The sequence below is a fragment of the Azoarcus indigens genome, assembly GCF_004361735.1.
In the GTDB taxonomy this organism is placed as follows: domain Bacteria; phylum Pseudomonadota; class Gammaproteobacteria; order Burkholderiales; family Rhodocyclaceae; genus Azoarcus; species Azoarcus indigens.
In genome coordinates, this window is record NZ_SNVV01000006.1 from 22,657 (window position 1) to 42,896 (window position 20,240).

13 protein-coding genes and 1 riboswitch are annotated in these 20,240 nt (G+C 68.3%); of the genes, 7 read left to right on the forward strand and 6 right to left on the reverse strand.

Annotated features, from left to right (window positions below; all coding sequences use genetic code 11):
• The first annotated feature begins 25 nt into the window (after window positions 1-25).
• Window positions 26-128: riboswitch (TPP riboswitch) on the forward strand.
• Complete coding sequence (gene thiD, locus C7389_RS08465; RefSeq protein WP_133590325.1) at window positions 121-987, forward strand: bifunctional hydroxymethylpyrimidine kinase/phosphomethylpyrimidine kinase; 867 nt, start codon at window positions 121-123, stop codon at window positions 985-987. Its footprint overlaps the riboswitch before it by 8 nt.
• Before the next feature lie 113 nt (window positions 988-1,100).
• Entirely contained in the window at window positions 1,101-3,029 is a 1,929-nt protein-coding gene (gene thiC, locus C7389_RS08470) for a phosphomethylpyrimidine synthase ThiC (RefSeq protein ID WP_133590326.1), read from the forward strand.
• A 119-nt stretch (window positions 3,030-3,148) separates the two neighbouring features.
• Here thiC and C7389_RS08475 read toward each other — a convergent pair whose 3' ends face one another.
• Together C7389_RS08475 and C7389_RS08480 are read right to left on the reverse strand one after the other, a co-directional pair.
• A complete protein-coding gene (locus tag C7389_RS08475; RefSeq protein ID WP_133590327.1) occupies window positions 3,149-5,527 on the reverse strand; it encodes an autotransporter family protein in 2,379 nt (792 codons plus the stop codon).
• Window positions 5,528-6,206: 679 nt separating this feature from the next.
• Window positions 6,207-6,956, reverse strand: coding sequence for a M48 family metallopeptidase (locus C7389_RS08480; protein WP_133590329.1), 750 nt, complete (start codon window positions 6,954-6,956; stop codon window positions 6,207-6,209).
• Between the two features lie 272 nt (window positions 6,957-7,228).
• On the opposite strand from C7389_RS08480, the gene C7389_RS08485 reads away from it, so the two are divergent.
• A complete protein-coding gene (locus C7389_RS08485) occupies window positions 7,229-10,486 on the forward strand; it encodes a DEAD/DEAH box helicase (RefSeq protein WP_133590331.1) in 3,258 nt (1,085 codons plus the stop codon).
• Window positions 10,487-11,214: 728 nt separating this feature from the next.
• Here the strand turns inward: C7389_RS08485 and C7389_RS08490 are convergent.
• From C7389_RS08490 to C7389_RS08505, 4 genes are all read right to left on the reverse strand, one after another.
• A complete protein-coding gene (locus tag C7389_RS08490; protein ID WP_133590333.1) occupies window positions 11,215-11,733 on the reverse strand; it encodes an Hcp family type VI secretion system effector in 519 nt (172 codons plus the stop codon).
• Window positions 11,734-12,177: 444 nt separating this feature from the next.
• Window positions 12,178-12,849, reverse strand: coding sequence for a YiaD family glycine zipper/OmpA-like lipoprotein (locus tag C7389_RS08495; RefSeq protein ID WP_211168243.1), 672 nt, complete (start codon window positions 12,847-12,849; stop codon window positions 12,178-12,180).
• A 115-nt stretch (window positions 12,850-12,964) separates the two neighbouring features.
• Window positions 12,965-13,348: a fluoride efflux transporter CrcB gene (crcB, locus tag C7389_RS08500; RefSeq protein WP_133590335.1), complete on the reverse strand. Its 384-nt coding sequence runs from the start codon at window positions 13,346-13,348 to the stop codon at window positions 12,965-12,967.
• 237 nt (window positions 13,349-13,585) lie between these two features.
• The gene (locus C7389_RS08505) at window positions 13,586-14,854 is read right to left on the reverse strand and encodes a mechanosensitive ion channel family protein (RefSeq protein ID WP_133590337.1); all 1,269 of its coding nucleotides are present in this window, start codon (window positions 14,852-14,854) and stop codon (window positions 13,586-13,588) included.
• A gap of 220 nt (window positions 14,855-15,074) precedes the next feature.
• Between C7389_RS08505 and C7389_RS08510 the strand changes: the two genes are divergently transcribed.
• The 4 genes from C7389_RS08510 to C7389_RS08525 all read left to right on the forward strand — a co-directional run bounded on the left by C7389_RS08510 (window position 15,075) and on the right by C7389_RS08525 (window position 20,239).
• Window positions 15,075-16,805, forward strand: coding sequence for a glutamine--tRNA ligase/YqeY domain fusion protein (locus C7389_RS08510; protein ID WP_133590339.1), 1,731 nt, complete (start codon window positions 15,075-15,077; stop codon window positions 16,803-16,805).
• A 335-nt stretch (window positions 16,806-17,140) separates the two neighbouring features.
• Entirely contained in the window at window positions 17,141-18,295 is a 1,155-nt protein-coding gene (locus C7389_RS08515) for an efflux RND transporter periplasmic adaptor subunit (protein ID WP_133590341.1), read from the forward strand.
• A 10-nt stretch (window positions 18,296-18,305) separates the two neighbouring features.
• Entirely contained in the window at window positions 18,306-19,034 is a 729-nt protein-coding gene (locus tag C7389_RS08520; RefSeq protein WP_133590343.1) for an ABC transporter ATP-binding protein, read from the forward strand.
• Window positions 19,031-20,239, forward strand: a complete 1,209-nt coding sequence (locus C7389_RS08525; protein WP_133590345.1) for an ABC transporter permease — start codon at window positions 19,031-19,033, stop codon at window positions 20,237-20,239. Before C7389_RS08520 ends, C7389_RS08525 begins: the two co-directional genes overlap by 4 nt.
• Window position 20,240: the final 1 nt, after the last annotated feature.

Here is a 20,240-nt window from a genome sequence, read left to right on the forward strand (position 1 = left end):
CCCGGCGCATCCAGTATCTTCCGACGCTTGCCGTTAGGGGTGCCCTGCCGATTCCCGGCGCGGGCTGAGAGAGTCCCTCACAACCTGATCCGGTTCGCACCGGCGTAGGGAAACGCGACCATGAGCCAAAGCGCAGCGCATCCTTCCTCCTCCAGCAGTATCCCGAACGTTCTGACCATCGCCGGCGTAGACCCCAGCGGCGGTGCCGGCGTGCTCGCGGACCTCAAGGCCTTCTCCGCCCTCGGCGCCTACGGCTGTGGCGTCATCGCCGCGCTGACGGCGCAGAACACTCAGGGCGTGGCCGGCGTGCATGTGCCGCCCACCGACTTCCTGCGCCTGCAGATCGACACCCTGTTCGCCGACGTCGCCCTGCATGCCACCAAGATCGGCATGCTGGGCAGCGCCGAGGTGACCGCCGCGGTGGCCGAGCGCCTGGCCCACTGGCAGGCGCGCAACGTGGTGCTGGACCCGGTGATGGTGGCCAAGAGCGGCGACGCGCTGCTGGCGAAGAACGCCATCGCAGCGATGCGCGAGGCGCTGTTCCCGCAGTCCTTCCTGATCACGCCCAACCTGCCGGAGGCCGGCGTGCTGCTGGAGCAGCGCGCGCCGGAGACGGTCAAGGAGATGTACCGCGCCGCCGAGCGGCTACGCGAGTTGCTGCCGCTCTCCAGCGAGCGCTGGGTGCTGCTCAAGGGCGGCCACCTGCCGGGCAACGAAGTCACCGACCTGCTGTTCGACGGCGATCGCATGATCGAGCTGCCCTCGCCCCGCATCGAAACCAGGAACACCCACGGCACCGGCTGCAGCCTGTCCTCCGCCATCGCCGCGCTGCTGCCGCGCCACGAAGGCGGCTTCCGCGGCGTCGAGGCGGCGGTACGCCAGGCCCGCCAGTGGCTGCTGGGCGCCATCGCGCGTTCCGGCGAGCTCGGTGTCGGCAGCGGCCACGGCCCGGTACACCACTTCCACGCGATGTGGCGCGCGGCCTGAGCCGCGTCCGCAGCCGCTCCATTCCCGTTTCACCGGCTGACGCCCGCGCCGGCCCGCATGCCCGGCACCCGCAACAGCGTATCGCCCCAGCAGTCCTGCCCCAGGAGACCCGCATGAACGCCAAGGAACAATTCATCGCCACTCAGGCCAAGGTGGACGAAGCCGCCATCGCGCCGCTGCCGAACTCGCGCAAGATCTACGTGGAAGGCTCGCGCCCGGACATCCGGGTGCCGATGCGCGAGATCTCGCAGTCCGACACGCCCGCCTCCTTCGGTGCCGAGCCGAATCCGCCCATCTACGTGTATGACTGTTCCGGGCCCTACACCGACCCGGCGGCGCGCATCGACATCCGCTCCGGCCTGCCGGCCCTGCGCGCCGGCTGGATCGCCGAGCGCGGTGACACCGAGCAGCTCGCCGACCTCAGCTCCGAGTTCGGCCGCCAGCGCGCCGCCGACCACGCGCTCGACGAGCTGCGCTTCCCCGGCCTGCACCGCAAGCCGCTGCGCGCCAAGGCGGGCGCGAATCTCAGTGGCAACGTAACGCAGATGCACTACGCCCGCCGCGGCATCGTCACGCCGGAGATGGAGTTCATCGCCATCCGCGAGAACCTGCGCCGCAAGGAGTACATGGAGTCCCTGCTGGCCGCCGGCCCCACCGGCAAGAAGATGGCCGGCCTGCTGACCCGCCAGCATCCGGGCCAGCATTTCGGCGCCGCCATCCCCGCCGAGATCACGCCGGAATTCGTGCGCGAAGAAGTCGCCCGCGGCCGCGCCATCATCCCGGCCAACATCAACCACCCGGAAACCGAGCCGATGATCATCGGCCGCAACTTCCTGGTGAAGATCAACGCCAACATCGGCAACTCGGCACTGGGCTCCTCCATCAGCGAGGAAGTGGACAAGATGACCTGGTCCATCCGCTGGGGCGGCGACACGGTGATGGACCTGTCCACCGGCAAGAACATCCACGAGACGCGCGAGTGGATCATCCGCAACTCGCCGGTGCCCATCGGCACCGTGCCCATCTACCAGGCGCTGGAAAAGGTGAACGGCCGCGCCGAGGAACTCACCTGGGAAATCTTCCGCGATACCCTGATCGAGCAGGCCGAGCAAGGGGTGGACTACTTCACCATCCACGCCGGCGTGCTGCTGCGCTACATCCCGCTCACCGCCAACCGCATGACCGGCATCGTCTCCCGCGGCGGCTCCATCATGGCCAAGTGGTGTCTGGCGCATCACAAGGAGAGCTTCCTCTACACCCACTTCGAAGACATCTGCGAAATCATGAAGGCCTACGATGTGGCCTTCTCGCTGGGTGACGGGCTGCGCCCCGGCTCCATCTATGATGCCAACGACGAAGCCCAGCTGGGCGAGCTGAAGACCCTGGGCGAGCTCACCGACATCGCCTGGAAGCACGACGTGCAGGTGATGATCGAAGGCCCCGGCCATGTGCCGCTGCACATGATCAAGGAGAACATGGATCTGCAGCTGGAGCAGTGCAAGGAGGCGCCCTTCTACACGCTGGGGCCGCTGACCACCGACATCGCCCCCGGCTACGACCACATCACCAGCGGCATCGGCGCCGCCACCATAGGCTGGTACGGCACCGCCATGCTGTGCTACGTGACGCCCAAGGAGCACCTCGGCCTGCCGAACAAGCAGGACGTGAAGGAAGGCATCATCACCTACAAGCTCGCCGCCCACGCCGCGGACCTCGCCAAGGGCCACCCCGGGGCGCAGATCCGCGACAACGCCCTCTCCAAGGCGCGCTTCGAGTTCCGCTGGGAAGACCAGTTCAACCTCGGCCTGGATCCGGACAAGGCCAAGGAATTCCACGATGAGACCCTGCCCAAGGAGTCCGCCAAGGTCGCCCACTTCTGCTCCATGTGCGGCCCGCACTTCTGCTCGATGAAGATCACCCAGGACGTGCGCGACTTCGCCGCCCAGCAAGGGGTGGACGAAGCCGAGGCACTGCAGAAGGGCATGGAGGTGAAGGCGGTGGAATTCGTGAAGAGCGGCGCCGAGGTCTATCGCAACGTGTGACGCTGCAGGCTTCTGACGCAAAGGAAACGGGCCGCGATTGCGGCCCGTTTTTCTTTGTGCTGCCGTATTGCTTGCCGGAGGCGGCGCTACAGCCATGGCGCCGCCACGGCCGCCCTCGCTCAGAAGTCGTAGCGCAGCCTGGCGGTGAGGGTGTGGGCGTCGAAATCCGCCTTGCCGGTGTAGTCGTAGCCCAGCGAGAAGGTCAGCGCCTGCTGCTGGTAATCCACGCCAAGGCCCACTTCGTAGCTGTTGCGGACGGCTTTCGCACCGTGGGTCACGAAGGGCGTATTGCCGAGCACGAAGGTGGAGGTGGACTTCGCCTCGTCGGCGGCGAAGTCGTGATAGGCCATCAGCTTCGCCTGCGGCCGCAGGGTGCCGCTGCCCACCTCGAAGCTGCCCGCCAGCCGGACGCCGGCACCCAGTTCGGCCACCTCGTAGCGCTGGCGCTGCACATGCAGCGCCGCCGCCGAGCCCTTCTCACGGTAGCTGTCGAGATCCACCCGCACATAGCGCACCGCCAGCCGCGGCTCGACCAGCAAGCCCTTGCCCGGGCGGAAGGTGTAGCCGCCGGCCAGATTGAGGCCGAGCACGTCGCTGTCGTAGTCACCCTTCGCAGTGGTACCGGCCACATGGCGCTTGCTGTCATTACGGTTGATGCCGTAGCTCAGGCCGGCATCGACGAAGTAAGCGCCGTGCTCGAAGCTGCCGTACAGCGTCAGCGCATGGCCGTCCACATCGGTGGTGTTGCCGCCATCGCTGCGGACGTCGCTGTGCAGATAGCTGTAGGCCGCGCCCAGGGTGAAGGCTTCGCCCAGACGGCCATCCGCCCCGACGGCGATGCCGCTGCTGTATGCGTTGAAGCCGGCCACGCCACTGCGCACGCCCTGGTCGGCATCGCTGTAGAGCACCTGCGCCCAGGCGCCGACATCTTTCAGCGCATCGCCGGAGGCAGCGCCACGCAGACCGCCCATGCGGTTGCCGGTGGCGTTGCCGATGATGCCCTGGCCGCTGGTGGCGGCATGGCTGGCGCCGCCGTTGACGTCCGGCGGCAACTGTTCGACCAGCCGCTTCAGCGCGGCCGGATCCTGCGATGCAGCCACATAGGCAAGGAAGAGCGGATCGTCGGGCGCTAGCTGCGCCAGCTGGCCGGCGACATCGCTGAAGGCGGCGCCGGCGCGCTGGGCGTTCTGGCTGCCGCCTATCTCTGCGATGACGCCGCCGACTTCACCTCCAACCTTGGGGCTGACCACCGCCACGATGCTGTTGCCCTGAACCGCATAGGAATCGACGTCGAGCAGGAGCGAACGGCTGATGACGCTGACGCCGCCGTTCTGCAGCGTGCCGGCTTCCAGCAACGTGTAGCTGCTGCCTTCGGCGAGGAAATCGGTGGCCTGGGCGGCGAGGCGGATCTGCGAACCGCTGGCGAATTCGGCGGTGCCGGATACCGCGACGATGGCCGCCGAGGTGCTCGTCGCTGCGCTCAGGTTGAGGTCCAGCGAGGAGCCGGCGGCAACACCGAGATTGCCCTCGATGGCGGAATGCGCCGCACCGAATTCCAGGTGGCCGGCGCTGGCCCCGCCCACCCGCACCCAGCCGCCTTCGCGCATCCGGATGTCGGCCACGCCGTCGTCCGGATCGCTGTTCGCCAACTGGAGTTCGCCATTGAAGTGCACCTGGCCGCTGACGACGATTTCGCTGAGACCGAACAGATCACCGCTGATGGTGCCGGCGTCCCACAGGAGTTTCACGTTGCCGGCAAGCGGATTGACGTCTATCGCCTCGTCGGCGGAGAGGATGTCGCCGCTGTTCCGGATCACCAGCGTGCCCGAGGAGCCTTCATCGCCGATGGTGAAGGCGTTGATGCGGATCGCCGCGTCGTCTGTCCGGATCAGGCCGGTGTTGACGATGTGGGCCGGCGAGGCGGCGAAGTGCGCGTTCTCGACCGCCAGTCCGACTGCGTCATGTCCATGAGCCACGACGGAGCCATGGTTCTCGATGCCGCCGAGACTGAGTTCCTCCCATTCGCTTCCAAGCTCTATCGCCGCAGCTTCAGCATCGTCCGCGCGGACTTCGATGTAACCATGGTTGATGAGCTTGCCCAGTATCTCGCCGCTCGTCACCGACAGTCCCCACACGCCATCGTCGTACTGATCGGCAACCACGTCCTCGATCTCGATCCGGCCAGTTGCGGCGTGGATCAAGTCGCCCTGAATCTGCATGAACTCCAGGCTGGCGCCCGAAACGTCATTGCCCCGCAAGGTGATCGTCGCATCCAGGGTCAGTCCCTGCTCGAAGACGTCGTCGGTGAAGCGCACCGGCGTGTTCTCGCCCGCGTTGCTGCTGTAGCTCCCCGTCACGCGAACCGGTTCGCCGTATGTCGTCCAGCTGCTGTTGATGCGATTGTCGTTATCCAGAACCAGTGTCTGCGCCGACACCGGCAATGCCATTGCCGACAGGGCCAGCGCCAGAACCTTCTTGCGATGCTTCAGGTACGCCATCTCTTTGCTTTCCTCTTCGAACAAAACCCGGCCTCCACTAAGCGCGTACGGCGCACGAGTACAGCGCGGCCAAGGCTGGACAAGCAGCCTTGATCGCCTGGACGGCACGACTGAAGACGGGGACCGTGGGGGTGTCGCCTGCCGGATGGCCGGCAAAATGAAATATTCACTTACATTAATGACGAAAAATTATCATTCGACAAAAACATATATGTCAATGAACTTGTGGCAACAAAGAGAGGAATAGCGGCGCGAAGAGGGTGATGCGCGGAGCGTCATCGGCTCGCCAGGCAGCCCTTTGGACGGCTCGTCGCACGCGGGCATGTGCGAACGGCGTCGAGCGGACTCTGTGACAGAGGATGCAATGCCAACTGCACGGAAGCGAACCGGAGGGAATCGGGGCCCGGCGGCTGCGGGCAGGATGGGCGCCCTGCGCCTTCGCCCTCAGCCAGAGCGCATGCATCAGCGCGGTTCCGCCAGGACCTGGAACCACAGGAGCGATACTCGCCGCCCCGCCAATTTCATGCCATATAGATGCAGGTGCTCGCGGACTCTGGCAAACGTGGGGATTGCGAAAAAGGCAGGCTCATGGGAGGAAAGCCTCGCCGCCTGCTCCACGGCTGCCGCGCGAACGAAGTAGTACCGGCCCCGGCCGACAGGAAGCCGGGGCCTTCAGCGATCAACCCAGCTGCGTACGCATCCGCGCCGCGCGCGCCGCCGGCGCCGGGTGAGTGGACAACCAGCCACCACCGCCACCGCCGGAGAGCTTGTCCAGCTTCTCCAGCGCGCTCACCGCCGCCTGGCGGTCGTAACCGTGGCTGCGCAGGAAACCCATGGCGTAGTCATCGGCCTCGTTTTCGTTGGACTGGGAATGCTGCGACTTCACCACGTTCTCGAACAGCGCCCCGAGCTGGGAGTCGGCCAGCTTCCTGGCATCGCCGCCGCTGGCGGCCACGGCCTGGCGCAGGCCGCCGGTGGCCAGCGCCATCTGCATGCGCTTCTTGGAATGGCCGGCCTTGATGTGGCCGATCTCGTGGCCGATGACGTAGCGGACTTCGTCGTCGCTCATCATGTCCATCAGCCCGCTGTACAGCCGCACCGTGCCGTCGCCCATGGCGAAGGCGTTGACGTCCTCGGTGAGATAGACCTTGAAGTTGAGGTCCAGGCCATCATGGCTCTCCAGCCCGCGGGTGAGCTTGGCGAGACGCTTGCCATAGGGGCTGTCGGCGGCCGCGACCACGTTGCCGGCGTCCATCTCCTGGCTCATCTGGCTGTAATAGGCGATGAGCTCGCCGTCATCCACCGTCGCCGCATCGGTAAAGGATTTCGCAGCACCGAGCGCGCGACCGAGATCGAAGGCTGACACCGGCCCGGCCATCGAAACGCCCAGCACCAGCAGACAGTGACGCAGCATCTCTCGACGTTCCATTCCTCATTCTCCAGTTATGCCAAACGGCGGACGCGGATTATGCCCTTAGTGTTCGAAGGACGACAAAGCCGGCACAAATGGAAACCATTTGCTTGAGGCTCAAAGCACTTTCCCTCCAGGCCGTGCGCCTCGTCCGCCGCAGGCCCGGGCAGCGAGGGAGCAGTCCGCCTGCCGCCCGCCGCAGGCACCGCCCGCGTCGCACCGCCCAATAGTGCCCTTCTTGGCCCCGACAACGGCGGCTACAATCTCGCGGTTAAGCTTCCTGCACCCGCATGTCTGCCCTCGACACTTACACCGAATCCGACATCAGCGACTGGCTGGGCCAGCGCGAGGTGGACAAGGCTCGCCCCTATCTGGACGACGTCTCCAGCCTGGAACGCAACGGCGGCCTGCTGCTCGCCAAGGTGCGCGGCACCCGGCCAGCGCCCTACCGGGTGGTGGTGCAGATACGCGACGACAACTGGCGCGGCCGCTATGTGCTGTCGCAATGCACCTGTCCGGTGGGGCGCAACTGCAAGCACGCTGCTGCCGCCATGCTCGCCTGGCTGGCCCAGCGCCAGGACCCCAACCGCGCCAGCCCAGAAGTGCTGGCCTGGGTCGATGCCTTCCGCCAGAGCGCTGCACCGGGTAAGGCCCGCGCCAAGCCCTCCCTCCACACCCTGCACTACGTCCTGCTCTACCGCAGCCATCTGCAGCAGTACGTAGTGACCTTCTACAAGGTACGCAACGGTCAGGACGGCGGCATTCGCGCCCATGAACCCTGGGCGTCCCTGGAACGGGCGCTGGCCTCGCCGCCTAGCTTCGTCAACGAGCAGGACCTCGAGATCCTGCGTCTGCTATGGGCCCAGCGACCTCGAGGCTGGACCGCCACCGACGCCTACCCGGTCGCCGGCCGGCATGCCACCGCCGTGCTTGAACATTTGCTCAATTGCGGCCGCGCTCACGCCGAACGCATGGACAACCCGGCGCTCCACCTTGGCAGCAACCGGCCAGGAAGACTGGAGTGGGTGAGCGTGGACAAGGGCAGGGTCGCTCCGCAGCTGCAGTTCATTCCCGCCGCCGCCATTCTCAATAGCGAGCCGCCGTGGTATCTGGACAAAGAGCGCCAGGAAGCAGGCCCAGTCAGCTGTGACATTCCGCCTGCTCAGCTCGGCCAACTGCTGGCGCTGCCACCGTTGTCCCCGGTGGAAACCGAGCTGGTCGCCGGCGCCCTTGCCGAACTCGCCCCCTCGCTGCCACAACCGCGTACTGCCGGCGGCCCCCCGCTACGCCTGTCCGGCCCACCGGTGCCGGTGCTCTCGCTGGCAACGCTGCCGGTATTTGGCGCCTCCTACCGCGACTACCCGCGCGGCCCGCTCGCTGCTTTCGACTACGCCACCATCGCCTTCCGCTACGGCCCGCTCACCGTTCCCGCTGGCGACACCGCGCTCTATCACGCCCTCGCCGATGGCCGCAGCGTGCGCCTGCAGCATGACGAAAAGGCGGAATCGGCCGCCCTGCAGCGCCTGAGCCGCCTGGGCTTCGCCCGCGTCCCTCCCTCCAAGCTGCATCCCCGCATCACGCCGCTACCGCCCGGCATGCAAGGGCTGGCCTCCGAATCCGCCTGGCCACACTTCGTCGCCGATGCCCTGCCCGCGCTGCAAGCCTCGGGCTGGGAAATCGACATGCCGGCGGATTTCCGCCACCGCGCGCTGGACATCGACGACATCATCCTCGATGTGGATGAGGCCGCCGACGGCTGGCTGGACATCTCGCCCGGCATAGAGGTGCAAGGCCGGCCGGTGGCGCTGGCGCCGCTGCTCGCCGAACTTTTCGCGCTGGACCCGCGCTGGCTGTCCGGTGGGCTGGAGGGGATAGACGACGGCGAGCCCGTGCTGCTGCACCACGAGGAACTCGGCCGCCTGCGCCTTCCCGCCGGCCGGCTGAAACCCCTGGTGCGGGCGCTGGTGGATCTCTTCGACCAGCCCTCCACCACCCTGCGTGTCTCCCGCCTGGACGCCAGCCGCCTCGCCGCACTGGAGCTGCCCGGCCGCGGCACCGCCCTGCTGGAAGCGCTCGCCGCCCGCCTCAGCAAGGCCAGCGGCCTCGTCGCGGTTCCCACGCCAACCGGCTTCCAGGCCGAGCTGCGCCCTTACCAGCTGGAAGGCCTGGCCTGGCTGCAGCACCTGCTGCGCCATGACCTCGCCGGCATCCTCGCCGACGACATGGGCCTGGGCAAAACAGCGCAGACCATCGCACACCTGCTCACCGAGAAGAACGCCGGCCGCCTCGCCCAGCCGGCGCTGGTGGTGCTACCCACCTCGCTGGTATTCAACTGGCAGGCCGAAGCCGCGCGCTTCGCCCCCTCGCTGCGGGTGCTCGCCCTGCATGGCAACCGGCGCCAGCACCGCTTCGACCAGCTGGACGAAGCCGACATCGCCCTCACCACCTACCCGCTGCTGTGGCGCGATGCCGAAGCCCTGCAGGCACGGCAATGGAGCCTGCTGATCCTGGACGAAGCGCAGACGGTGAAAAACGCCGCCAGCAAGGGCGCCCAGGTGCTGCGGCAACTGAATGCACGCCATCGCCTCGCCCTCACCGGCACGCCGCTGGAAAACCACCTGGGCGAACTCTGGGCGCAGTTCGACCTGCTGCTGCCCGGCTTCCTCGGCGACCAGAAACACTTCGCCAAGACCTGGCGCACACCGATAGAGAAGCATGGCGACGGCGTGCGCCGTGCCCTGCTCGCAGCCCGCATCAAGCCCTTCATCCTGCGCCGGCGCAAGGAGGACGTGGCGCGCGAACTGCCCGACAAGACCGTGATCGTGCGCAGCATCGCCCTGGAAGGCGGCCAGCGCGACCTCTACGAAACCGTACGCGCCGCCATGGACGAGAAGGTGCGCGGCGAAATCGCGGGCAAGGGCTACGCCCGCAGCCAGATCGTGATCCTCGACGCCCTGCTCAAGTTGCGCCAGGTCTGCTGCGACCCTCGGCTGTTGCAGACGCCGGCCGCCGCGCGCGTCAAGGAGCACGCCAAGCTGGACATGCTGATGTCCCTGCTGCCGGAGCTGATCGCCGAAGGGCGCCGCATCCTGGTCTTCTCCCAGTTCACCCGGATGCTGGCGCTGATCGCCGCCGAGCTGGACAAGGCCAAGATAGGCTGGGTCAGCCTCACCGGCGAAACCCGCGACCGCCGCGTGCCGGTGGAAGACTTCCAGCGCGGCCGTGCGCCGGTCTTCCTCATCAGCCTCAAGGCTGGCGGCGTCGGCCTCAACCTCACCGCCGCCGACACCGTGATCCACTACGATCCCTGGTGGAATCCCGCAGCGGAAAACCAGGCCACCGACCGCGCCCACCGCATCGGCCAGGACAAGCCGGTGTTCGTGTTCAAGCTGGTCTGTGCCGGCAGCATAGAGGAACGCATCGTCGCCCTGCAGGAACGCAAATCCGCGCTTGCCGCCAGCGTGCTGTCGGAAGACGCTGACGCGCTGGCCAAATTCGGCGAAGCGGATATCGCCGCCCTGCTGGCGCCGCTGCCGCCGGACGCTTGATCAGCTCGCCCCCGCTCTGCCCGCCCCGCACCAGGAAGCAGCCGACATCGCGCCCCTGTAGTTGTGGCAGGGGGTCGCCATGCCCGAACGCATGCGGACCGACGGGAACATCCTCGCAATGCCAGACGCCCGGATAGGGACAAGGCTGGCCCGAGACGGCCCGCATGCCCGGCGGCGGCTGTTCAGTCCATTGCCATTGCATGGAAGGCCATCGACCAGGGGAAGCGGTTCGCCTTCCATAACGCGGCAGCGCACCCGTGGATGGTCCGCTTTCAACCAGAGGCCGGCACGCGGCGCAGGCTCGCCGCTGGCGGCGGCAAGGGGGCCGGCGGTACTCCCCCATCTTCATGGGCAGCCAGAAGTAGAGCTATGCGGCCATGGCCAGCCGCTGATCGTGTCTATCTCTTGAGACGCGGTGGCTTGAAGGAAAGGGGGGCTGATGAGCATCGATGTGGGTTCCGATGGGGCGCTATTCGGAGAGCGGCAGATCGGCGGGGTCGAGGGGAATGCGCGGCATTTTTTCGAAGAGGCCGAGAGACCAGTTTGATGTTCCCGCCGGCGATCCTGCCTTGGCCCTTGAGGCTGTCGCCGTGCAGGAGGGTGCTGCTCTCGTGGGGCATGGCAGGCATCAAGCAGTGCGCGTGGGCCAGCCGGGGTCTTCCGGCCGCGCGGGATGCGGTAGGGCCGGCAAGCCACCCTGCCGGCCGTGGACGGCGAGAGCCCCGGGATCAGGCTTCCTGCGGCTTGCGCCAGTCGTCGGAGGCTTCGGTGCCGGCGATGGCGTGGGTCCAGGTGATCTTGCGGTAGGCCATCGACACCTCGATCAGCTGGGTGTATTCGGCCTTGCTGGCATCCTGCGCATGCGGCATCACGGTGACGATGTCGACCACGGTGGCGTCTTCCAACTGGGTGGTGAAGAAGTGCTCCTGCTTGCCTTCGGTGGAAGTGCGGTACCACTTCACCTCCACCTTGGGCAGCATCTCGCCGGAGGCCAGGGCCTGGTACATCAGCGGCGTGGCCTTGTTCAGGGCGCTGGTGAAGATGAAGGGCTTGTGCACCCGCTGGCCTGAGGGCTGGCCGCTTTGCGGGTCGGTGGGGGTGGCGATGCGGTGCTTGATCTCCTGCACCAGGATCTCGTCTTCATGACCTTCGACGAAGACGTTGCCGACCGAATCGGCGGTGAAAGCGCCCTGGGTGATGTGGCCCTGGGTCTTGCCCTGGATGCTGATGTAAGCGGGAGTTGGCATGGCATTCTGTCCTTGATGAGTGGAAGCGAGGAGCCGCTGGCCCTGCTGCCGCAGGAACGGCGCCACCATCAATGCAATACGCGTACCACATCTATACCAAATGAATTCATTCCCAGGCTTGCCGCGGATGTCCGGCCCGGTCTCGGACACGAAGCGGAAGGCCGGCAAGCGATGCAGCAGGCCAGACCGGCGCCAGCCGGTAGAGAGATGGGCAAATGCTTGCCCGCTGCACGACAACGCTTTGATCTTCCTTGGGAAAACCCAGGCCAGCTATTGCCCGCCCGGGCAAGGCTTTGCCCAGGCCCCCTTTCCGATACCATCCCGGGCTCAAACTGGACTGCGCGCGCGGCGCCGACACCCGCGCCACTTTGCCCCCGCGGAAAGAGAAAGGCCCCGGCAGGAAGACCTGCCGGGGCCCGCGTTCCTGCACCGCGAGCGGCCAGATCAGCGCGCCGCTTCGGCGACGAAGATCTCCACCCGCCGGTTCATCGCCCGGCCGGCAGCGGTGGTGTTGTCCGCCACCGGTTCGCGCGAGCCGCGGCCGTCGATGCTGAAGCGGTTGCTGGCAACGCCGCGGTCCACCAGGTAGTCGCGCACCGCGGCGGCACGGTTCACCGACAGCGGGTTGTTCACCGCGTCGCTGCCGGTGCTGTCGGTATGGCCGACGATGCGCACCGTAGTCACCGTGTGCTGGGTCAGGCTGCTGGCGAAGCGATCCAGCACCGCCCGCATGTTGGGCTTGATGTCGTAGCGGCCGGTATCGAAGGACACGTCGCTGGGGATGTCGAGCTTGAGCTGGTTGTCGGTGGTCTGCGACACGCTGACGCCGGTGCCCTGGGTGGCGCGCTCCATTTCAGCCTTCTGCGCCTGCATGCGCTGCGACCACAGGTAGCCGCCACCGGCGCCGATGGCCGCGCCCGCCGCAGCGCCGATGGCGGTGGCTTCACCGCGATTGCCTTTGCCCGAGGTCGCCCGCCCCAGCACTGCACCGGTTACCGCTCCGATGGCAGCACCGGTGCCGGTGTCGCGCTGGGTTTCGCTCATGCCGGCGCAGCCGTAGAGACCACTGGCGGCGATGGCGATGCAGGTGAGGCTCAGTATGCTTTTCTTGATCATGGCGGATACCTCCGTTCTTGTTCGGCTGGGGGGAATCATTCTAGGTGGCGGACGTAAGCGCCCTGTCTCACCCAACAGCACCGAGTGCAACAAAGGGTGACCAGTTCCTCGCTCCTCAGCCGCGCCAGGCGTTGAACAGCGCGTATCCGGCCGCCGTCAGCAGCAGCGAACCGGCCACGTGCACCACCAGATAGACACCGAACCAGGCCCAGTCGCCGCGCTGGGCGAGCATGAAGCCTTCGGCGGAGAAGGTGGAGAAAGTGGTGAGGCCGCCGAGGAAGCCGGTGGTGAGCAGCAGCTTGATCGCCGGCGGCAACTCCGGCCAGCTGTGCACCGCGCCCAGCACCAGCCCCATCAGCAGACCGCCGAGCAGGTTGGCCGCCAGGGTACCGAGCGGAATGGGCGCGAACAGGGCATTGAGCAGCATGCCCAGCCCCCAGCGCAGCCAGGCGCCACAGGCGGCGCCTATGCCGACGGCGGCGAAAGCGGTGAGATTCATCGAGGCTCCGGGAGACGGTGGCGATGCATAGGGATGGGCGCAATTTACCACTGCCGTTCGGGCTGGAGCCGGGAGCGGCCGGTTGCCGCGAGATTCTTCGATGGGGCTGCTCCGGGCAGCCCCCAGGAATGCGGTGCAAACGGCATCCCCGGATCCCGTGCCGAAGCCCACGGCTGCATTCGCCCACCTGTTCCCGCCAGGCGCGGCGGACGGCACGCGACCGCCGCGCCTGGTACCTCAGCCCGCCGGCCCGGAGAACTCCCGCCGCAGCTGCTCGCCGAAGCCGCGCATGTCCGCCCCGCTGGGGTGCTGGAACACCCGCAGGCCAAACTCCGGCAAGATGGCCAGCAGGTGGTCGAAGATGTCCGACTGCGTGCCTTCATAGGCCACCCATGCCGTGGTGTTGGCGAAGCAGTACAGCTCCAGCGGCAGGCCGTCGGAGGTCGGGGCGAGCTGGCGCACCATCAGCGTCATGCCCTGGTGCACGCCGGGATGGCGCCGCAGGTAACGCTCGACGTAGGCGCGGAAGGTGCCGATGTTGGTGACCCGGCGGCGGTTCACCACGTCACGCTCGCCGCCGGGCAGGCTGGCGTTCCAGGCCTCCAGCTCCGCCTCCTTGGCCGGCAGGTAGCCGTCCAGCAGGGCGAAACGGTCCAGCCGGCGGCGCTCCTCGTCGGTGAGGAAGCGGATGCTGTGCTGGTCGATGAACAGGCTGCGCTTGATGCGGCGCCCGCCGGACTCCCGCATGCCGCGCCAGTTGCGGAAGGAGTCGGAGATCATCCGCTTGGTCGGGATGGTGGTGATGGTCTTGTCCCAGTTCTGCACCTTCACCGTGTGCAGGGCGATGTCGATGACGTCGCCATCGGCATTGACCTGCGGCATCTCTATCCAGTCGCCGATCCGCACCATGTCGTTGGAGCTGAGCTGCACGCTGGCCACCAGCGACAGCAGCGTGTCCTGGAAGATCAACAGCAGCACCGCCGCCATCGCCCCCAGGCCGGAGAGCAGGATCAGCGGCGAGCGGTCCACCAGGCTGGCGACGATGAGGATGGCCGCCACCACGTACACCACGATCTTCAGCACCTGCACATAGCCCTTGATCGGCCGCAGCTGGGCATCCGGCCGCCGCTGGTAGAGCGCGTTGACCAGGTTGAGCGCATTGCCCAGCGCCAGCGCCACCGTGAGCACGATGAAGGCACTGCTGACGTTCTCCACCACGGTAACCAGCGCCGGCGGCAGATTGGGCACCGCCTTCGTGCCCAGCGCCAGCACCAGCGCCGGGATGACGTTGGCGAGGCGGCTGACGATGCGGATGGGCGCAGCCTCCGGGTCGCGCGCCAGCGGCGAGCCGTCGTCCAGCATGCGGCGCAGGCCGCGCAGCAGGATGTGGCGGGTGAGCCAGTTGGCCAGCCAGGCGAGCAGCAGCAGCACACAGCTGGCGGCCAGGGCATAGGCGGCGGGGCGCTGCTCCAGCCAGGCCTGGAGCATGGCGAAATCGTCGGTCATCGGAACTCCGGTCGGGCCGCCGCAGGGCTCGAAGCCGCATGGAAGGACGGCCAGGCTGCGACGGCAGCAGAATATTGGGGCAAAGATTATAGCCAGCGCGCTCCCGCCGCTCCCTCGCCCGCCTTGCGGACGAAGCGGCCGGCGGCCGGGGGCGATCGGCTACAATCCCGGCCATCCGCAATCCGGCGCCGCGGCGCCCGCCCAGACTCCCTCCGACCCGATGAACCCGAACGACAAGAAGGAAGGCGCCGTCGCGCCGAGCAACTTCATCCGCAACCTGATCGACGAGGACAACCGCGCCGGCAAGTGGCAGGGCCGCGTCGAGACGCGCTTCCCGCCCGAGCCCAACGGCTACCTGCACTACGGCCACGCCAAGTCCATCTGCCTCAACTTCGGCCTCGCCGAAGCCTACGCCGGCGCCTGCCACCTGCGTTTCGACGACACCAACCCGGAGAAGGAAGAGACCGAGTACGTAGACGGCATCATCGAAGCGGTGAAGTGGCTGGGCTTCGACTGGGGCAAGCACCTGTACTACGCCTCCGACTACTTCGAGACCATGTACCAGTGCGCGGTGTCGCTGATCCGCGCCGGCAAGGCCTATGTGGACGCCCTCTCCGCCGACGAGATGCGCGCCCTGCGCGGCACCCTCACCGAGCCGGGCAAGGACAGCCCGTGGCGCAACCGCAGCGTGGAGGAGAACCTGGACCTCTTCGCCCGCATGCGTGCCGGCGAGTTCGCCGAGGGCAGCCTGGCGCTGCGTGCCCGCATCGACATGGCCAGCCCCAACATCAACCTGCGCGACCCGGTGATCTACCGCATCCGCAAGGCGGCCCACCACCGCACCGGCGACGCCTGGTGCATCTATCCGCTGTACACCTTCGCCCACCCGATCGAAGACGCCATCGAGCACATCACCCACTCCATCTGCACCCTGGAGTTCGAGGACCAGCGCCCCTTCTACGACTGGCTGCTGGACGCCCTCGCCGAGGCCGGCCACTTCCCGCGCCCGCTGCCGCAGCAGATCGAGTTCGCCCGCCTCAATCTCACCTACGTGGTGCTGTCCAAACGCAAGCTGATCCAGCTGGTGGAGGAAGGCCATGTGGATGGCTGGGACGATCCCCGCCTGCCGACGCTGATCGGCGCCCGCCGCCGCGGCTTCACGCCGGAGGGCTTCCGCCTGTTCGCCGAGCGCATCGGCGTATCCAAGTCGGACTCCTGGATCGACATGAGCGTGCTCGAGGAAAGCATGCGCGAGCACCTCAACGAGGCCGCCGAACGCCGCGTCGCCGTGCTCGATCCGCTGAAGCTGGTGCTCACCAACTATGCCGAGGGCGCATCCGAGCTGTGCCAGGCGCCCAACCATCCGCTGAAGCCGGAGCTGGGCAAGCGCGACATGCCCTTTGGCCGCGAGCTGTGGATAGAGCGCGAAGACTTCATGGAAGAGCCGGCGAAGGGCTTCCACCGCCTCTACCCCGGCAACACCGTGCGCCTGCGCTACGGCTACGTGGTGAAGTGCACCGGCTGCGACAAGGATGCCGACGGCAAGATCACCACCGTCTACGCCGAGTACATGCCCGACTCCAAGTCCGGCACCCCCGGCGCCGACAACTACAAGGTGAAGGGCAACCTGCACTGGGTTTCCGCCGCCCACGGCTACCAGGCCGAAGTGCGGCTGTACGACCGCCTGTTCGCCTACCCGCACCCTGGTCAGCGCCGCGAGGGCGATGCCGAAGGACTGGAGCGCAGCTTCCTCGACGACATCAACCCGGACTCCCGCCGCGTCATCACCGCCTGGCTGGAACCCTCATTGAAGGGCGCCGCGGCGGAAGACCGCTTCCAGTTCGAGCGCCACGGCTACTTCGTCGCCGACCGCCGCGACTCCACCGCCGGCGCGCCGGTGTTCAACCGCACGGCGACACTGAAGGACTCCTGGGCCAAGGGCGGGCGCTAAGGCAGCGGACAGCGGCGGGTCCGACTCAAACCCGGCTCACAGCCAGCGGCACAAGGCCGCGGCGGAAATGCACGGCAGCACGCATTCCCGTCGCGGCCTTCTTGCGTCCGGCGGCAGCCGCCGTCTATGGCGGCTGTCGGGCCCGGCCGCTGCCCAGCCCTCACGGCGCCATGCCGTCTGCACGCCGGCATTAGAATGCCGGACAGCGTTCAGTCCGCAGCGGGGGCAACCTGAAGGGGACGCTCCCCGCTTGTTCCCGGGGCGGAGAGCAAACGCCGCCTCACCCACAGCCCCACCTCCGAGCCGCAGCCAAGCACATCCGCAAAGCCACCGCCATGCCCACCCTCCGCCGCCTGCTGCCCTACGCCCTCCCCGCCGCCCTGCTGGTTCTCGCCGGCTGGTGGCTGTCACGACCGCAACCGGTGGCGGTAGTGGTGCATGAAGTCGGCCGCGGGCCGGTGGAGGCCACGCTGTCCAACACCCGCGCCGGCGAGATCGAGGCCTGTCAGCGCACCCGCATGTCCACCATCGTCGGCGGCCGGATCGACGATCTGCTGGTCAAGGAAGGCGACCGCGTGCAGGCCGGCCAGGTGTTGATGCGGCTGTGGAACCGCGACCTGGACGCGCGCATGGCAGTCAATCGCGCCCAGCTAGGCGCCGCCCGCGAACGCCAGCGCGAGGCCTGCAGCCTGGCCGCCAACGCCGAGCGCGAAGCCGAGCGCCAGGCCACGCTGGTGCAGCGCGGCTTCGTCTCCGCCAGCGTGGAGGAGAAGGCCCGTACCGAGGCCCGCGCCCGCCGCGCCACCTGCGCCGCCGCTGCCGCCGACATCGCCACCGCCGAAGCCCAGCTCGCCGCCACCGCCACCGACCGCGAACGCACCGTGCTGGTGGCGCCCTTCTCCGGCACCGTGGCCAAGATCACCGGCGAGCTCGGCGAATATGCCACGCCCTCGCCGCCGGGCGTGCCCACCCCGCCCGCCATCGACCTGATAGACGACAGCTGCCTCTACGTGAAGGCGCCGATGGACGAGGTGGACGCCCCGCGCATCCGCCCCGGCCAGCCAGTGCGCATCAGCTTCGAGGCCCTGCCGGGCCGCCACTTCGCCGGCACGGTGCGGCGCATCGCGCCCTACATCACCGCGGTGGAGAAACAGGCGCGCACGGTGGAGGTGGACGTGGATTTCGACCACCCGGACGAAGCCCGCGGCCTGCTCGTCGGCTACAGCGCCGACGTCGAGATCGTGCTCGACCGTCGCGCCGACGTGCTGCGCATTCCCACCGCCGCGCTGCGCGAAGGCAACAAGGTGCTGGTGCTGGGCGCCGATGGCGTGCTCGCCGAGCGCGGCCTGCGTACCGGCCTCGCCAACTGGGAGCAGACCGAGGTGCTGGAAGGCCTGGCCGCCGGCGATCGGCTTGTCACCTCGCTGGAGCGGGCCGGCGTCGCCGCCGGTGCGCATGCGGTCGCCGAGCCGGCGGCCCCCGGCCGCTGAGCGCGCCGCCATGGCCCAGATAGAGCTGGCCGGCATAGACCGCAGCTTCACCGTCGGCGACAGCCGCGTCCATGCGCTGAGCGCGCTCTCCCTCGCCATCGAGGCCGGCGAATACGTCGCCATCATGGGCCCCTCCGGCTCCGGCAAATCCACCCTGCTCAACCTGCTCGGCCTGCTGGACCGGCCGGACGCCGGCCACTACCGGCTGGAAGGCCGAGACGTCACCACCCTGAGCGCAGACGAACAGGCAGCGGTGCGCCGCAGCCGCATCGGCTTCGTGTTCCAGAGCTTCCACCTGGTACCGCGCCTCAGCGCCGCCGAGAACATCGCCCTGCCGCTCACCCTGGCCGGCATCGCCCCGGCCGAGCGGGAGCGGCGGGTAGCGCGCGCGCTGCGCGACTTCGGTCTGGAGGAGCGCGCCCGCCACCGGCCGGACGAACTCTCCGGCGGCCAGCGCCAGCGCGTCGCCATCGCCCGCGCCACCATCATGCAGCCGGCGCTGCTGCTGGCCGACGAGCCCACCGGCAACCTGGACCGCCACACCGGTGAGGAAGTCACCCAGCTTCTGGAAGCGCTGAACGCTGCCGGCACCACGCTCATCGTCGTCACCCACGACCCGGCCATGGGCCGCCGCGCCCGCCGCCAGCTGATGATGGAGGACGGCAAGCTGAAGTCGGACAGCGCGCGGCAGAGCAGCCGCGCCGAGCGGCCGCCCCCCGCGCCGGAGCCGCTCGGGTGAGCCCGGCCGACACCCTGCGCTTCGCCGGCCGCGCCGCCTTCGCCTACCCGCTGCGCACCGCGCTGATGGTGCTGGCAATGGCCATCGGCGTGGCCGCGGTGGTGGTGCTCACCGCGCTGGGGGACGGCGCCCGCCGCTATGTGATCGGCGAGTTCGCCTCGCTGGGCGCCAACCTGGTCATCGTGCTGCCCGGCCGCAACGAGACCGGCGGCGTCAATGCCGGCAGCTTCATCACCAACACCCCGCGCGACCTCACCCTGGCCGACGCCAGCGCGCTGCTGCGGGCGCCGCTGGTGAGCCGGATTGCGCCGCTGTCGGTGGGCAATTCGGAGATCGCCGTCGGCGGCCGGCTGCGCGAGACCATGGTGCTGGGCACCACCGCCGACTATCTCGCCGTGCGCCACCTCGCCCTCGCCGAAGGCCGCTTCCTGCCGCAGGAATCCTTGGGCCACGCCAGCGCGGTGGCGGTGATAGGCGGCACGCTGAAGCGCGAACTGTTCGGCAACGAAGCGGCGGTCGGCCGCATGATCCGCGTCGGCGACACCCGGCTGCGGGTCGTCGGCGTGATGGCCGCCTCCGGCCAGGGCCTGGGCTTCAATACCGATGAGTTGGTCATCGTACCGGTCGCCACCGCCCAGGCCATGTTCAACACCAACACCCTGTTCCGCATCATGGTGGAAGTGCGCGGCCGCGACGCGCTGGCGGCGGCGCAACGGCAGATGGAAGACATCCTGCGCAGCCGCCGCGAGGGCGAGCTGGACGTCACCCTGATCACCCAGGACGCGGTGCTCGGCACCTTCGACCGCATCCTCGGCGCCCTCACCCTGGCGGTCGCCGGCATCGCCGCCATCAGCTTGGCGGTGGCCGGCATCCTGGTGATGAACGTGATGCTGGTGGCGGTCACCCAGCGCACCGGCGAGATCGGGCTGCTCAAGGCCCTGGGCGCCACCGGCGGCGACATCCGCCGCGCCTTCCTCGTCGAGGCCGCGCTGCTGTCGCTGGCCGGCGCGCTGGCCGGCTACGGCCTCGGCCAGCTCGGCGCCTGGGGCATCCGCCTGGCCTACCCGGTGCTGCCGGCCTGGCCGCCCGACTGGGCGGTGGCCGCCGGCCTGGGCACCGCCCTGCTCACCGGCCTGCTCTTCGGCGTGCTGCCGGCGCGCCGCGCCGCCCGGCTGGACCCGGTGCAGGCACTGGCCAAGCGCTAGG

Bases quoted from the DNA above. Each gene is read 5' to 3' on its own strand.
- thiD (WP_133590325.1), top strand. From the start codon at position 121: ATGAGCCAAAGCGCAGCGCATCCTTCCTCCTCCAGCAGTATCCCGAAC.
- thiC (WP_133590326.1), top strand. From the start codon at position 1,101: ATGAACGCCAAGGAACAATTCATCGCCACTCAGGCCAAGGTGGACGAA.
- C7389_RS08475 (WP_133590327.1), bottom strand. From the start codon at position 5,527: ATGGCGTACCTGAAGCATCGCAAGAAGGTTCTGGCGCTGGCCCTGTCG.
- C7389_RS08480 (WP_133590329.1), bottom strand. From the start codon at position 6,956: ATGGAACGTCGAGAGATGCTGCGTCACTGTCTGCTGGTGCTGGGCGTT.
- C7389_RS08485 (WP_133590331.1), top strand. From the start codon at position 7,229: ATGTCTGCCCTCGACACTTACACCGAATCCGACATCAGCGACTGGCTG.
- C7389_RS08490 (WP_133590333.1), bottom strand. From the start codon at position 11,733: ATGCCAACTCCCGCTTACATCAGCATCCAGGGCAAGACCCAGGGCCAC.
- C7389_RS08495 (WP_211168243.1), bottom strand. From the start codon at position 12,849: ATGATCAAGAAAAGCATACTGAGCCTCACCTGCATCGCCATCGCCGCC.
- crcB (WP_133590335.1), bottom strand. From the start codon at position 13,348: ATGAATCTCACCGCTTTCGCCGCCGTCGGCATAGGCGCCGCCTGTGGC.
- C7389_RS08505 (WP_133590337.1), bottom strand. From the start codon at position 14,854: ATGACCGACGATTTCGCCATGCTCCAGGCCTGGCTGGAGCAGCGCCCC.
- C7389_RS08510 (WP_133590339.1), top strand. From the start codon at position 15,075: ATGAACCCGAACGACAAGAAGGAAGGCGCCGTCGCGCCGAGCAACTTC.
- C7389_RS08515 (WP_133590341.1), top strand. From the start codon at position 17,141: ATGCCCACCCTCCGCCGCCTGCTGCCCTACGCCCTCCCCGCCGCCCTG.
- C7389_RS08520 (WP_133590343.1), top strand. From the start codon at position 18,306: ATGGCCCAGATAGAGCTGGCCGGCATAGACCGCAGCTTCACCGTCGGC.